We start from the raw sequence: 13,627 nt of genomic DNA on the forward strand, positions 1-13,627 counted from the left end.
GATTGACAGCAAGCGGGAGTGGGAGGAGAGTATCGACCCGATGGAAGAACCCGAAGGCCCTCGTCCGAGCAGCGACGCGGCAAACCAGCTGGCCGCCGAGGATCTGACGCGCCTCTCGCAATTCGAGCTCGACGACCGGATACGGCTCCTCCAGCTGGAGATCGCCCGGGTCGAGAGCCACAGGTCGCGCTATTCGGCGCAGCGAAGCGCCGCAGAGGCGCTGTTTGCCAAGAAAAACGAGGATTGAACGGTGCCGCGCCCTTCACATGAAGCGGGCGGCATCCAATATCCTTGGCAGGACCTCTTCCCCACCGTTCACCGCGCGCTAACCCTTTTGCGCAATGTTTCGGTGACTTCCCGCAGCCCCGACACCGGCTGCAAACCCGTGCAGGAAAGCCATGCCCAGCTTCGCCCAGAATCTTGAAAAAACCCTCCACGCCGCGCTCGACGGGGCGCGCGAGCGACGCCACGAATACGCCACGCTCGAGCATTTGCTGCTCGCGCTGATCGCGGACGACGACGCGTCGGAAGTCATGGGAGCATGCGGGGTCGATCTCGCGGAGCTCGCCGACGTGGTCCGCACCTATCTCGACCAGGAATACCAGTCGCTGAAAGCCGACGAGGCGGGCGAGCCGCAGCCGACCGCCGGGTTCCAGCGCGTAGTCCAGCGCGCGATCCTGCACGTCCAGTCAAGCGGCAAGGACACCGTGACCGGTGCCAACGTGCTGGTCGCGCTGTTTTCCGAACGCGATTCCTACGCGGTCTATTTCCTGCAACAACAGGACATGAGCCGCTTGGATGCGGTCAGCTTCATCAGCCATGGCATCGGCAAGGGTGGCCAGGCCATCGAGCCGCGATCCCCGCGCGGAGCGGACGAGGATGCGGCCGACGAGAAGGAAGAGGCCAAAAGCAAGAAGGAGACCGCGCTCGACCAGTTCACGGTCAACCTCAACGCCAAGGCCGACAAGGGCAAGATCGACCCGCTGATCGGTCGCGGGCCAGAAGTGGATCGCACGATCCAGATCCTGTGCCGCCGCAGCAAGAACAACCCGCTGTATGTGGGCGATCCGGGCGTGGGCAAAACCGCGATCGCCGAAGGCCTCGCGCGCAAGATCGTCGAAGGCGACGTGCCCGAGGTGCTGAACGAGGCGGTGATCTACTCGCTCGATATGGGCGCGCTGCTGGCGGGCACGCGTTATCGCGGCGATTTCGAGGAACGGCTCAAGCAGGTCGTCTCCGAGCTCGAAAAGATGCCGCACGCCATCCTGTTTATCGACGAAATTCACACGGTAATCGGCGCGGGCGCGACCAGCGGCGGGGCGATGGATGCCTCGAACCTCCTGAAGCCCGCGCTGTCCTCCGGCGCGATCCGGTGCATCGGGTCGACCACCTACAAGGAATTCCGCAACCACTTCGAAAAGGATCGCGCGCTGCTGCGCCGGTTCCAGAAGATCGACGTCAACGAGCCCACGATCGAGGATACGGTCAAGATCCTCAAGGGCCTCAAGAGCGCGTTCGAGAAGCACCACAAGGTGACCTACACCGCGGATGCGCTGAAAACGGCAGTGGAGCTGAGCGCGCGCTACATCAACGACCGCAAGCTGCCCGACAAGGCGATCGACGTGGTCGACGAAGTCGGCGCGATGCAGATGCTCGTGCCCCCCAGCCGCCGCAAGAAGAAGATCACCGCGCGCGAGATCGAGGCAGTCATCGCGACGATGGCGCGCATCCCGCCCAAATCTGTCAGCAAGGACGACAAGGCCGCGCTCGAGAACCTCGAACGCGATCTGAAGCAGGTCGTCTTCGGGCAGGACGCGGCGGTCCACAAGCTCTCGACCGCAATGAAGCTGAGCCGTGCTGGCCTGCGCGATCCGGACAAGCCGATCGGCTCGTTCCTGTTCAGCGGCCCCACCGGCGTCGGCAAGACCGAGGTCGCGCGCCAGCTCGCCAGCATCATGGGGATCGAGCTCAAGCGCTTCGACATGTCCGAATACATGGAACGCCACAGCGTTTCGCGACTGATCGGCGCGCCTCCGGGCTATGTCGGCTACGACCAGGGCGGCCTGCTGACCGACGCGGTCGACCAGAACCCGCATTGCGTGCTGCTGCTCGACGAGATCGAGAAGGCGCACCCCGACCTGTTCAACATCCTGCTGCAGGTGATGGATAATGGCCGCCTTACCGACCACCACGGCAAGACGGTCGATTTCCGCAATGTGGTGCTGATCATGACCACCAATGCGGGCGCGGCCGACATGGCGAGCCAGGGCATCGGCTTTGGCGACGTCAGCCGCGAGGATGCGAGCGAAGAGGCGGTGAAGCGCATGTTCACCCCCGAATTCCGCAACCGTCTCGATGCGATCGTGCCGTTCGGCTACCTCGGGAAAGACACCATCGCGCGGGTGGTCGACAAGTTCATCATCCAGCTCGAACTCCAGCTGGCCGACCAGAACGTCGACATCCAGTTCGACGACGACGCCAAGAAGTGGCTCGGCGACAAGGGCTATGATCGCCTGTACGGTGCGCGCCCGATGGGCCGCCTGATCCAGGAGAAGATCAAGCAGCCGCTGGCCGAGGAACTGCTCTTCGGCAAGCTCGCCGACGGCGGCGAGGTCAACGTGACGATGAAGGACGGCAAGCCGCACTTCGAGCTCACGCCTGCCCCGCCCAAGGCGAAGCGCAAGAAGGCACCGGCGAAGAAGAAAGCGGCGCCCGACAGCGATGCCGAGACAGGCGCCGACAAGCCAGGCAAAAACTAGGTTTCGCCGACTGGCGCTACCGCCTTGAATATGGTTCAAGCTCCCCTGGTCAGACCAGGGGAGCTTTTTTCATGCGCGTTTCCATCCTTGCCCTCGCCATCGCGGCGTGTTTCGCCGTCCCGGCAGCGGCGCAGACCGAAGCGGCCGACGCCACGCAGTCGCCCCCCCTCGCCCCGCGCACCGCCGACAGCGGCCTGCCGCTGACCGCCGCGCAGGAAGCGACCGGGCTGCCGTATCTCGACCTGCGCCTGAAGGTCGATCCCGACACAAAGACGATTTCGGGCGATGCGCGCTACACGATCGACGCACTGGCCCCGCTCGACACGTTCGAAGTCGATCTCGATCCGCGCTTTACGGTTACGTCGGTGACCGTGGACGGCGCGGCTGCGCAGTGGGAAGCCGATGCCGGACGGCTCCTGATTCCGCTGGGCAAGGCGCTGTCGACCGGAGACAGCGCCAAGGTTGCGATCCAGTGGAATGGGTCGCCCTACGTGGCCAAGCGCCCCCCTTGGGAAGGTGGCTTCATGTGGGACAAGACAGAGGACGGCAGCCCGTGGATCGCCACCGCGATCCAGATGAACGGATGCGACGTGTTCTGGCCCTGCATCGACTATCCGACCAAGGAAATCGCCCGGCTCGACAGCGCGATCACCGTCCCGGAGGGGCTGGTCGCCGCGGGTAACGGGACTTTCGCAGGCAGCGAGACCAATGACGGCTGGACCACGTGGAAATGGTCGGCGCGCAGCCCGAACACCTATGCCGTCGCGCTCAATATCGGGCCCTACGACGTCTACGAAGACACCTATCAGAGCCGCTTCGGCAACAGCATCCCGCTCTATTTCTGGTATCTGCCGGGCAATGGCGAGCAGGCCAAGACGCTGATGGAGGAAATGAAGACCTACCTCGATTTCTTCGAGGACATGATCGGCCCCTACCCGTTCGGCGACGAGAAGGTCGGCCTGGTCGAGACACCCCACCTCGGGATGGAGCACCAGACGATCAACGCCTATGGTGCCAAGTTCAAGCCGACACCGCTTGGGTACGACACACTCGCCCAGCACGAATTCTCTCACGAATGGTTCGCCAACCAGCTGACCAACAGCCAGCCCAACGACATGTGGCTGCACGAGGGTCTGGGAACCTACATGCAGCCGTTGTTCCAGCAGTGGCGCGACGGCGAAGCGGCCTATCTGGCGGCAATCGTCAGCCAGCGCGCTTCGCTGATCAACAAGAGCCCGGTTGTCCCGGCAGAGCCGATCTCGACCAGCTTCTACCTCGACGAAGATGCTGGCTGGGGAAGAGACATCTATTCGAAGGGCAGCCAGATTGCGCACACGCTGCGCGGCCTGATCGGGGACGAGGCATTCTTCTCCTCGATACGCCGCCTCGTCTACGGGCGGGTCGATCCGCGGCCGGGCAATTTCGTGCCCCAGTTCGCCGATACGAACGATTTCCAACGGATCGCCAGCGAGCAGAGCGGAGAGGATCTCGGCTGGTTCTTCGACGCCTACCTGCGGCAGGCGGCCCTGCCCACGCTGATCGAGGACCGCGATGGAAACAAGCTGTCCCTAACCTGGCAGACCGAGGGCGGCACGCCCTTCCCGATGCCGATCGAAGTTCAGGTCGGTGACAAGACGATGGTTGCGGACATGTCTTCGGGCAGCACGGTGATCGATCTGGGATCGGACGACGCACATTACGTGATCGACCCGATGGCCAAGGTCCTGCGCTACAGCCCCTACATCGCGCGCTGGCAGGGCTGGATGGTCGAACAGCAGGAAAAGGCGAAGAAGGCGAAGGAGAACGCGAAGACCGCCGACTAGGCAGGAACCTTCGTTATGGCGGGCCGGTTCACCCTTGCGTGACCGCCCCGTTTTCCTGGATCCAGCCCTACCCGCACGGCATCCACGTGGTGCCTGCCGACGCGTGGGTCGATCCATCGCGCCCGGTCGACCTTGCGCTGGTCACGCATGGCCATGCGGACCATGCGCGCGGCGGGCACGGGCGGACCGTAGCCACGCCCGAAACGCTCGCGATCATGGAGCTGCGTTATCGCACCGGGGCGGCGGACGATGCGGGGGCGATCCCGCACAAGGCCGAGCCGGTGCGCTATGGCGAAAGCATCCGCCTGCCCGGAGATGTCACTGCGACATACGTTCCCGCCGGCCACGTGCTCGGCAGCGCGCAGATCCTGCTCGAGCATGCGGGCGAGCGGATCGTCGTTACCGGCGACTACAAGCGCCGGCCCGACCCGACCTGTCCGCCGTTCGAAGTGACGCCGTGCGATATCTTCATCACCGAGGCGACCTTCGGCCTGCCGGTGTTTACCCACCCGCCGATTGCGGGCGAAATGGCCAAACTGACCGACCGGCTGGCGGCACATCCCGATTCGTGCGTGCTGGTGGGCGCCTACGCGCTGGGCAAGGCGCAGCGGGTGATCGCCGAACTGCGCGCGGCTGGGCACACCGATCCGATCTATCTGCACGGCGCGATGGAGCGCATGTGTCGCCTGTATGAAGAACACGGTGTCGATCTGGGGGAGCTGCGGCTGGTCGCTGATCACTCCAAGGACGATATGCGCGGGAGCGTGGTCGTCTGTCCGCCCTCGGCGCTCAACGACAGGTGGAGCCGCCGCCTGCCCGATCCGATCACCGCCATGGCGTCAGGCTGGATGCGCGTGCGCCAGCGCGCCCGGCAGCGCAATCTCGAGCTGCCGCTGGTAATTTCCGACCATGCCGACTGGGGCGAGCTGACCGACACGATTCGGGAGGTCGACCCGCAGGAAACCTGGATCACCCACGGACGCGAAGAGGCGCTGCTGCGCTGGTGCCAGCTGCACCAGCGGCCCGCACGCGCACTCGCGATGGTCGGCTACGAGGACGAGGATGACTGAGGGCATCACCCGGTCCGGAGCCTCGGCAGCTACCCGATCGCAGCACCGAACAGCTTCCCCACTCCGGCGGTAACCGCCATCGCGAGGGCGCCCCAGAAGGCGACCCGCACCACCGAAGGCAGGACCGGAGCGCCGCCCGTTCGTGCCCCCAACGCGCCCAGCACCGCGAGGCATACGAGCGAAACAATCCCCACAGCGGCGACGAGCATGTGCGGCGCGACAAAGGGCACCACGGCCAGAGGTGCCGCTGCGCCAGCGGTGAAGGTCAGCGCAGAGGCAAAGGCGGCCTGCAGGGGGCGTGCCATGGTCGCTTGCGAAATGCCCAGTTCGTCCCGTCCATGCGCGCCAAGCGCATCGAACGCGGTCATCTGTTCGGCAACGGCCCGGGCGGTCTCGGGCTGTACGCCCCGCTCCTGGTAATGCCGGGTCAGCTCATCGAGCTCCTCATCGGGCTGATAGGCTAGCTCGGCCGCTTCACGCGCAAGGTCGGCCTTTTCGGAGTCGGCCTGCGAACTGACCGAGACATATTCGCCAGCGGCCATCGACATGGCGCCCGCGAAAAGCGCGGAAATCCCCGCAATGAAAACGCCATTATGGCTGGCATTGGCCGACGCGACACCAATGATCAGGCTGGCGGTCGAGACGATGCCGTCATTGGCACCCATGACGGCGGCCCGAAGCCAGCCGATTCGCGATGTTGCGTGCGTTTCCGTGTGCGAAGTACGTCGGCTCATGGCGTGCCCCCTGGATCGACAGGATCCGCGATTCCAGCTGCCGCGCGGCGACGAGCGTTGAGCACGTTTCCTAGATCGGGAGCTATCCGGCCAATGTCTGGTTGTCGATGCATGGGAGCCTTTGCCGCCACGATCGACCTGCCTGCCAATACCCGCCGCCACAGCCGGGCTGTGCGGGCGATGGGCCAGAATCCGCGTGCGACGCCCCGGCCCCCGCAATGCTGCGGCAACCGGGGCGCACGACGTGGCTTAGTTGAGTTCGGCGAGGCCCGCGGCGATGTTCGCCAGCATTTCGTCGGTCACCATCCCTTGCGAATAGGGCTGCACCGCTTTCAGGCTCATCGCCTTGAACTGCCCGTAGGCGGGATGCTGGTCGAGCCCGGGCATTTCGGCCAGCACGACTGCACGCGCGCCGTCGTCGGCCATCAGCACCTCGATCGGCGAGTCGATGGTCAGTTCGGCTTCGGCGGTTTCGGCGGCCATTGTGTCAGCGTCGTCATCCTGCGCGATGGCAGGAGCAGTGGCGGCGAACAGCAGCGGCAGGGCAAGCAGTACGGACTTCATGAAACTTTCTCCCGTCGGTTGGCGCAGACTCCGCTGCGCCGCCTGGCACTTGTCGCACGCCCGGCGCGCGAAGCAAGCGCGGATTGAACGATGGAGCACTTCGCCGCCCTGATCGACGCGCTGGTGTACACCCGCAGCCGCAACGAGAAGCTGCGGCTGATCGGCGAATACCTGCGCGCGACGCCCGATCCGGACCGCGGCTGGGCGCTCGCGGCATTGAGCGACGGGCTGGACTTCCCCGCGGTCAAATCCTCGACCATCCGCACCATCCTGAAGGATCGCGTCGATCCGGTGCTCTGGACGCTGAGTCGCGATTTCGTAGGCGACACGGCGGAGACCGCCAGCCTGTTGTGGCCGCAGCCGGACTCGCCGCCTGCTCCGCCGACAGTGAGCGAAACGGTCGAGCTGCTGAGCGGGATGACTCGCAAATCTGTGCTGGTCGAACTGCCCGCGCTGCTCGACCGGCTCGATGTCTCGGGGCGCTACGCGCTGCTCAAGCTGGCGACCGGCGCGATGCGCATCGGGATTTCCGCCCGCCTCGCCAAGGTCGCCTTCGCCGACGCTTTCGAGGTGCCGGTCGAGGATGTCGAGGAATACTGGCACGGGCTTGCGCCGCCCTATGCGGAACTGTTCGCGTGGGCCGCCGAGGGTGCGGACCCGCCGGACATGGCGGATATCCCGCTGTTCAAGCCGTTCATGCTGGCGCATCCGCTGGAGGACGCGGTGGTCAGCCTCGACGATTATGTCGCGGAATGGAAGTGGGACGGGATTCGCGTTCAGCTGGTCCATGCCGGGCCCGAGGGGAGCGGCGAAACGCGGCTCTATTCGCGCGGCGGCGACGATATCTCGCACACCTTTCCCGAAATGCTCCCCGCGCTCGACTTCCCCGCGATCCTCGATGGCGAGCTGCTGGTGCAGGGCACCGCGCAGGGCGGTGAGGCAGGCGGCGCAGCCAGCTTCAACGCGCTGCAGCAGCGTTTGGGGCGCAAGACGGTGAGCAAGAAGATGCTGGCCGAGAGCCCCGCCTTCGTGCGCGTGTACGATGTGCTCTCGCTCGATGGTGAGAACCTGCGCGACAGGCCGTGGAGCGAGCGGCGCGCGATCCTCGAACAGCTGATGGCGCGGCTCCCCGCAGAGCGATTCGACCTCAGCGCGATCGTCGAGGCGCGCGATTTCGAGCATCTTGCCCAAATCCGCGAAGGCGCGCGCGACGACGCGATCGAGGGGCTGATGCTCAAGCGGCGCGATTCGCCCTATGTGCCCGGCCGCCGCACTGGCCTGTGGTACAAGTGGAAACGCGATCCGCTGCTGATCGACTGCGTGCTGATGTACGCGCAGCGTGGGTCGGGCAAACGCTCCAGCTTCTACTCCGATTACACATTCGGCTGCTGGGACGGCGACCCCGATGCGGGCGCGGAACTCTTGCCGGTGGGCAAGGCCTATTCGGGCTTTACCGATGCCGAGCTGAAGAAGATCGACCGCCACGTGCGCCAGAACACGGTCAATCGCTTCGGCCCGGTGCGCGAGACCGACAAGAGCCTGGTGTTCGAGGTCGCGTTCGACAGCGTTCACTCATCGAAGCGGCACAAGAGCGGCCTCGCCATGCGCTTCCCGCGCATCCACCGCATCCGGTGGGACAAGCCGCCGCACGAGGCGGACCGGATCGAGGCGCTGCAGGCCTTGGTGAGGGACTGACGCCGGAGCGCCCGTAAAGCCGGGTTCAATCGGGCTGGCTTGCGGTGTACCGGGGGACGCCATGAAGCGCTTCACTCCCAGCCAGCGCCGCTTCGCCTACGCCGTCGCGGGGCTGGCGGGCTTCGTCGATATTACCGGCTTCCTGCAGCTGAACGGCTATTTCGTGTCCTTCATGACCGGCAATACCACGCTGCTGGCGCGCGATCTGGCGGGCGGAGTGAGCCGCGTGGCGGTGCCCGCGCTGCTGATCCTGGGCTTCGTAATCGGGGTGACGATCGGCACGCTCGCCGGAGATCGCTGGGCTGAGCGGCGCAAGCCGGTGGTGACGGCGCTGGTCGCGGCGATGCTGATCGTGGCCAGAGCCATGCGCGCCCTCGATCTTTCGGCATTCTCGCTCGCGCTGCTGGTCATGGCGATGGGCGCTCTCAACACGGTGATGAGCGCCAACCGCGCCAATCCGGTGGGGCTGACCTATATGACCGGGGCGCTGGTTCGCACCGGGCAATTGCTGGCCGAGCGGATCGCGGGCGATCGCACTGCCAATCCTTTGCCTTTCGCGCTGCTGTGGGCGAGCCTGCTGGCGGGCGCGCTGTGCGGCGCGCTGGTCGGGCTGAACCTCGGCGCCGCCTCGCTGTGGGTGGCCGGTGGCTTCGCGCTGGTACTGTGCGCGGCGGCCATGCGCATATCCTCGCGCTGATCGGCCAACCGGGCACCCACTCTGACGAGCGTGCTTGCAGCACGTGTGTTGCACCTGCAATACACGAGGCATGAAGAACCTGCTCGCATTCGCCGCCGCCGCGTTGATCGCGGCCCCTGTCGCCGCCGCAGACCCTGCCGCAAAGCCTGCCTATGCCGAGGCGCGGCTCGACAGCGAAGGCGTCTTCCACAGCAGTGCGGGGAATGGCGGGCGAAGCGGCGCGCGATACCAGGCGGGTTCGACTTCGAAATTCGCCTGCTCGCTGCTCGCGCTCGATCTGGAACGCGACGGCAAGCTGAAGCTCGACGACAATCTCGCCGACCTTCTGCCGGGTTACGCCGCGCCCGATGCAGGCGCGATCACTCTGCGCAACCTGCTCCAGAACCGCTCGGGCATTGCCGACGGGTTGATGGACGGTTTCCGGAAGGATGCCGCCGCGATTGCCGCGCTCGACATCTCGCCGCTGGAGGCCGCCAACCGCTTTGCACTCGGCCGGACAGGCGATGCGCCCGGCACCGCGTTCGACTACGTCAACACCAACTGGATCCTCGTTCAGGCCGTGCTGGAACGGGCGGGCGGCGCGCCTTTGGCAGAAATGATGCAGGCGCGAATTTTCGATCCCGCCGACATGTCGACCGCCGTCATCATGACCGACGGCAACTTGCCCGGCGCGGCGCCCGTCACGACCGAGAGCCCGGTTATCAGAATCCCCGATTTCGTACTATGTGCGGGCGGGCTGGCTGCGACGCCCGCCGACCTGATCCGGCTGGCGCGCTTCGCGCATCACGCAGGCGGCTTCACGCCTGAAATGCTGGCAGACCTGGAGACCGTGGCCAGTCCCGCCGATTACTACGCGCTGGGGGGCCGGGTTCGCCAGGCGATGGTGAACGGCGAGGTTCGCACGATCAACTGGGAAAGTGGCAGTAACGGCCCCTTCAAGTCCTACACGGTGTACGATCCCACCGCCGATATCGGCTATGCGATCATGACCAACGAGGACGATTTCGATTTCATCGGCGCACGCCGCGACCGCTGGGTTGAAGAGGAACTGGGCGGCGACCTGCTGGAATAGCGTTCAGCGCTAGATTGCAACCGCGAGCACCTTCTCGCGCGAAGTTGCGCCGCGCAACAAGGTACAGCGCGACTTCGGAATTCCCAGGGCCTTGGCAATCAGCTCGGTGACTGCGGTGTTGGCCGCGCCATCCTGCGGCTTGGCGCGGACCTTGACCTGCACTGCGCCGTCGATGATCGATATGCCCTCGGTCCGCGCGCCCGGGGTCACGCGCACGCGCATCTCGCCCGCCTGCACCAGTGCGCGCAGTGCCTGCGGATCTGGCAGATCAGCCTTGGGGCGTGCCATCGCACTTTGCGCGATTGCGCGCTGTCCTACAGGCTCTGCGCAGTGGCATGGTGATGCTGCTCTTTCCCATCGTACGATATCCTTGCCCACATCCTTGTTAGCCCGTTTCGATCGGCGTGTAATCGGATCGGTCGATAGATGTGGCTCGATTGATCGAGTGGATTTCTCCCCCTGGACACTGTGTCAGGTGTGTCAGGCGTCACTCGACCCCGGCAATGGCCGCAGCATGATGCTTCGCGTTTTCGGCGTAGTGCGCCACACCCAGCTTCATTCCCGCGACCGCCGCATCGTCGAGATCGCGCATCTTGCGCGCAGGACGGCCGCCCCACAATTCGCGCGCGCCCATCACCTTGGTCTCGGTCAGCATCGCGCCCGCCGCCAGCATCGCGTCGCTGCCGATCACCGCCTTGTTCATCGCAATAGCGCCCAGCCCCACGAAGCCGCGGTCCTCGATGGTGCAGCCGTGGACCATCGCCATGTGGCCGATCAGCACGTCGTCGCCGATGATGAGCGGACAGCCGTCGGGGTATTGCGGCGATGGCCCGTCGCAATGGAGCACGCTGCCATCCTGCACATTGGTCCGTTCGCCGATCACGATTCGGCTGACATCGGCGCGCAGCACGCAATTGTACCAGATAGAGCTTCCCGCCCCGATGGTCACGTCGCCCACGATCACCGTGCCCGGCGCGATGAAGGCGCTCTCGTGAATCTGCGGTGCCTTGCCGTGAATCGGGATCAGCCGCACTCCGGGCCGGTGCTGTTGCGTATCGGTCATCATGTGTCTCCCGGTGGTGTGTCTCAAGCGTGTGTGAGCAGTCGCACTCAGCGGGTCGCGGCCCACGCCTCGCGGTCGATCGAGTAGAGGATCGCCGGATTGTCCTCGGGTGGAAAGCGCGGATCGTCGAAGTCGAGGTCCTCGCGCCGCTCCATCCCGATCCGCTCCATCAGGCGCCAGCTCGGTTCGTTCCGCTTGCTCGTCAGCGCGACCACGTGCGGCGCGTCATGCGTGACGAAGGCCCAGCGCAGCACCGCTTCGACCGCTTCGCGCGCGTAGCCGCGCCGCCAGCGGTCGTCGCGAATGATCCAGCCGATCTCGAAATCGCCCGGGTTCTTCGCCCCTTCGGCATCGACCCGCTTGAGCCCGCAATGGCCCACGAGTTCGCCGGTTTCGCGCTCGATCACGAAGAGGAAGCTGAAACCTTCCCGAGCGAAAAGATCGCGCGACTTCGCATGCTTCTCCGCAATCGCCGCCAGCGTCAGCGGCCCGCCAAGATGCCCCATGATCGTCGGCGTATTGAGCGTGCGAAACTGCAGTTCGGCGTCCTCCGGGCCGATCGGGCGCAACAGCAGGCGCTCCGTCTCCAGGATCGGCTCAGGCGTCGACACGGGCCCACTCTTCCGGCGAAATCGAATAGACGATGATGGTGGGGTCGTCGGGATCGAAATCGGCGTTGTCGAAATCGAGATCGGACCTGCGCTGCATGCCGAGCCGCTTCATCAGCCCCCAGCTGGCTTCGTTGCGCGCGACGGTCAGCGCGATCACCTCGTCCGCGTCGAAACGGCCGAACGCGAGATCGAGCGCGGCCGCAGCAGCCTCCCTGGCGTAGCCCTGCCCCCAGGCATCCTCGCGCAGCCGCCAGCCGACTTCCATCATGCCGAGGGGCCCGCCTTGCTGGTTCGACCGCTTGAGCCCGCAAAAGCCCAGGATCGCGCCGTCGCTCCCGCGCTCGATCGCCCAGAACGTGTGGCCATGGTCGCGCTTGTAAGAAAGCAGGCGCTGCTGTGCGCCTTCGCGTTTGTCCGCGTCGCACACGCCGCCCAGCCAGCGCATCACCGCGGGCGTGTTGGTCGCTTCCCAGAAGGGCGCCCAGTCGTCCCCGCGCCAGTCGCGCAGGATCAGCCGGGCGGTTTCGTGGCGGAACTCAGACATTGAGGATGCGCGCGGCAAAGGGCGCATAATAGGTCAGAATGCCGGCGCATCCGGCGCGCTTGAAGGCCATCAGCTTTTCCATCACCAGCGCCTCGCGCTCGCCCACGCCCGCCGCCACGCCCGCCTCGACCAAAGCGTATTCGCCGCTCACCTGGTAAGCGAACACCGGCACGTCGAACCGGTCGCGCGCCATGCGGATGATGTCGAGATAGGCGAGGCCGGGCTTGACCATCACGCTGTCGGCGCCCTCTGCGACGTCGAGCGCGATCTCGCGCATCGCCTCGTCGCTGTTGGCGGGGTCGAGCTGGTAGGTGCGCTTGTCGCCTTTCAGCCGGTCGCCCGATCCCACGGCATCGCGGAATGGGCCGTAGAAGGCGGAGGCATACTTGGCCGCGTAGCTCATGATCTGGACATTGGCGTGGCCCGCCTGTTCGAGTGCGGCGCGGATCGCACCGACGCGGCCGTCCATCATGTCCGACGGGGCGATGATGTCTGCTCCGGCTGCCGCCTGGTTGAGCGACTGTTTCACCAGCGCATCGAGCGTGATGTCGTTGGCGACGTAGCCGTTCTCATCGAGCAGCCCGTCGTGCCCGTGACTGGTATAGGGATCGAGCGCGACGTCGCACATCACGCCGATGGCGTCGCCGTAACGGTCGCGGATCGCGCGCACGGTGCGACAGATGAGGTTGTCGGGGATCCATGCCTCGACTGCATCGTCGCTCCGCTTGTCAGCGGGCGTATTGGGAAAGAGTGAAACGCACGGAATGCCCAGCTCGATCGCTTCGCCCACCCGGTCGAGCAAGAGGTCGATCGACCAGCGGCTGACGCCGGGAAGGCTGCCCACCGGTTGTTCCTCGCTCTGGCCCTCGATCACGAAAAGCGGCCAGATCAGGTCGGCAGGAGACAGCGTGTTCTCCCGATGGAGACTGCGGCTCCATGCCGCAGCACGCGTGCGACGGAGGCGGGTGGTTGGGAATTGTGCGGACATGCGCGCG

At 65.6% G+C, this 13,627-nt stretch carries 14 protein-coding genes; 7 read left to right on the plus strand and 7 right to left on the minus strand.

Annotated features, from left to right (window positions below; translation table 11 throughout):
- Positions 1 to 40: 40 nt before the first annotated feature.
- The 4 genes from AAG591_RS06175 to AAG591_RS06190 all read left to right on the plus strand — a co-directional run bounded on the left by AAG591_RS06175 (position 41) and on the right by AAG591_RS06190 (position 5,652).
- Positions 41 to 247, plus strand: a complete 207-nt coding sequence (locus AAG591_RS06175) for a DUF1192 domain-containing protein (protein ID WP_342530178.1) — start codon at positions 41 to 43, stop codon at positions 245 to 247.
- Positions 248 to 398: 151 nt separating this feature from the next.
- Entirely contained in the window at positions 399 to 2,759 is a 2,361-nt protein-coding gene (clpA, locus tag AAG591_RS06180) for an ATP-dependent Clp protease ATP-binding subunit ClpA (protein ID WP_342530179.1), read from the plus strand.
- A gap of 71 nt (positions 2,760 to 2,830) precedes the next feature.
- Entirely contained in the window at positions 2,831 to 4,582 is a 1,752-nt protein-coding gene (locus AAG591_RS06185) for a M1 family metallopeptidase (protein ID WP_342530180.1), read from the plus strand.
- A gap of 38 nt (positions 4,583 to 4,620) precedes the next feature.
- Positions 4,621 to 5,652 (plus strand): ligase-associated DNA damage response exonuclease, encoded by a 1,032-nt coding sequence (locus AAG591_RS06190; RefSeq protein ID WP_342530182.1) that lies wholly within the window; start codon positions 4,621 to 4,623, stop codon positions 5,650 to 5,652.
- A gap of 29 nt (positions 5,653 to 5,681) precedes the next feature.
- Here the strand turns inward: AAG591_RS06190 and AAG591_RS06195 are convergent, their stop codons facing one another.
- Entirely contained in the window at positions 5,682 to 6,386 is a 705-nt protein-coding gene (locus AAG591_RS06195) for a VIT1/CCC1 transporter family protein (RefSeq protein WP_342530183.1), read from the minus strand.
- 249 nt (positions 6,387 to 6,635) lie between these two features.
- Positions 6,636 to 6,950 carry a hypothetical protein gene (locus tag AAG591_RS06200; RefSeq protein ID WP_342530184.1) on the minus strand — a complete coding sequence of 105 codons (315 nt, stop codon included), beginning with the start codon at positions 6,948 to 6,950 and terminating at the stop codon, positions 6,636 to 6,638.
- A 90-nt stretch (positions 6,951 to 7,040) separates the two neighbouring features.
- On the opposite strand from AAG591_RS06200, the gene AAG591_RS06205 reads away from it, so the two are divergent.
- The 3 genes from AAG591_RS06205 (at position 7,041) to AAG591_RS06215 (ending at position 10,414) form a co-directional block, all read left to right on the plus strand.
- A complete protein-coding gene (locus AAG591_RS06205) occupies positions 7,041 to 8,645 on the plus strand; it encodes a cisplatin damage response ATP-dependent DNA ligase (protein WP_342530185.1) in 1,605 nt (534 codons plus the stop codon).
- A 61-nt stretch (positions 8,646 to 8,706) separates the two neighbouring features.
- Complete coding sequence (locus tag AAG591_RS06210; protein ID WP_342530186.1) at positions 8,707 to 9,342, plus strand: YoaK family protein; 636 nt, start codon at positions 8,707 to 8,709, stop codon at positions 9,340 to 9,342.
- A gap of 70 nt (positions 9,343 to 9,412) precedes the next feature.
- Entirely contained in the window at positions 9,413 to 10,414 is a 1,002-nt protein-coding gene (locus AAG591_RS06215; protein WP_342530187.1) for a serine hydrolase domain-containing protein, read from the plus strand.
- Positions 10,415 to 10,423: 9 nt separating this feature from the next.
- Here AAG591_RS06215 and AAG591_RS06220 read toward each other — a convergent pair whose 3' ends face one another.
- From AAG591_RS06220 to hemB, 5 genes are all read right to left on the minus strand, one after another.
- Entirely contained in the window at positions 10,424 to 10,702 is a 279-nt protein-coding gene (locus AAG591_RS06220; RefSeq protein WP_342530188.1) for a DUF167 domain-containing protein, read from the minus strand.
- Between the two features lie 199 nt (positions 10,703 to 10,901).
- Complete coding sequence (locus AAG591_RS06225) at positions 10,902 to 11,477, minus strand: gamma carbonic anhydrase family protein (RefSeq protein ID WP_342530189.1); 576 nt, start codon at positions 11,475 to 11,477, stop codon at positions 10,902 to 10,904.
- Between the two features lie 47 nt (positions 11,478 to 11,524).
- Positions 11,525 to 12,088, minus strand: a complete 564-nt coding sequence (locus tag AAG591_RS06230) for a GNAT family N-acetyltransferase (protein WP_342530190.1) — start codon at positions 12,086 to 12,088, stop codon at positions 11,525 to 11,527.
- A complete protein-coding gene (locus tag AAG591_RS06235) occupies positions 12,075 to 12,632 on the minus strand; it encodes a GNAT family N-acetyltransferase (RefSeq protein ID WP_342530191.1) in 558 nt (185 codons plus the stop codon). Before AAG591_RS06235 ends, AAG591_RS06230 begins: the two co-directional genes overlap by 14 nt.
- A complete protein-coding gene (gene hemB, locus AAG591_RS06240; RefSeq protein WP_342530193.1) occupies positions 12,625 to 13,620 on the minus strand; it encodes a porphobilinogen synthase in 996 nt (331 codons plus the stop codon). The genes AAG591_RS06235 and hemB overlap by 8 nt, the downstream gene beginning before the upstream one ends.
- Positions 13,621 to 13,627: the final 7 nt, after the last annotated feature.

It is taken from the genome of Citromicrobium bathyomarinum, assembly GCF_038594485.1.
In the GTDB taxonomy this organism is placed as follows: Bacteria; Pseudomonadota; Alphaproteobacteria; order Sphingomonadales; family Sphingomonadaceae; genus Alteriqipengyuania; species Alteriqipengyuania bathyomarina_A.

Bases quoted from the DNA above. Each gene is read 5' to 3' on its own strand.
- AAG591_RS06195 (WP_342530183.1), bottom strand. From the start codon at position 6,386: ATGAGCCGACGTACTTCGCACACGGAAACGCACGCAACATCGCGAATC.
- hemB (WP_342530193.1), bottom strand. From the start codon at position 13,620: ATGTCCGCACAATTCCCAACCACCCGCCTCCGTCGCACGCGTGCTGCG.
- clpA (WP_342530179.1), top strand. From the start codon at position 399: ATGCCCAGCTTCGCCCAGAATCTTGAAAAAACCCTCCACGCCGCGCTC.
- AAG591_RS06200 (WP_342530184.1), bottom strand. From the start codon at position 6,950: ATGAAGTCCGTACTGCTTGCCCTGCCGCTGCTGTTCGCCGCCACTGCT.
- AAG591_RS06210 (WP_342530186.1), top strand. From the start codon at position 8,707: ATGAAGCGCTTCACTCCCAGCCAGCGCCGCTTCGCCTACGCCGTCGCG.
- AAG591_RS06205 (WP_342530185.1), top strand. From the start codon at position 7,041: ATGGAGCACTTCGCCGCCCTGATCGACGCGCTGGTGTACACCCGCAGC.
- AAG591_RS06225 (WP_342530189.1), bottom strand. From the start codon at position 11,477: ATGACCGATACGCAACAGCACCGGCCCGGAGTGCGGCTGATCCCGATT.
- AAG591_RS06185 (WP_342530180.1), top strand. From the start codon at position 2,831: ATGCGCGTTTCCATCCTTGCCCTCGCCATCGCGGCGTGTTTCGCCGTC.
- AAG591_RS06175 (WP_342530178.1), top strand. From the start codon at position 41: ATGGAAGAACCCGAAGGCCCTCGTCCGAGCAGCGACGCGGCAAACCAG.
- AAG591_RS06220 (WP_342530188.1), bottom strand. From the start codon at position 10,702: ATGGCACGCCCCAAGGCTGATCTGCCAGATCCGCAGGCACTGCGCGCA.
- AAG591_RS06235 (WP_342530191.1), bottom strand. From the start codon at position 12,632: ATGTCTGAGTTCCGCCACGAAACCGCCCGGCTGATCCTGCGCGACTGG.
- AAG591_RS06215 (WP_342530187.1), top strand. From the start codon at position 9,413: ATGAAGAACCTGCTCGCATTCGCCGCCGCCGCGTTGATCGCGGCCCCT.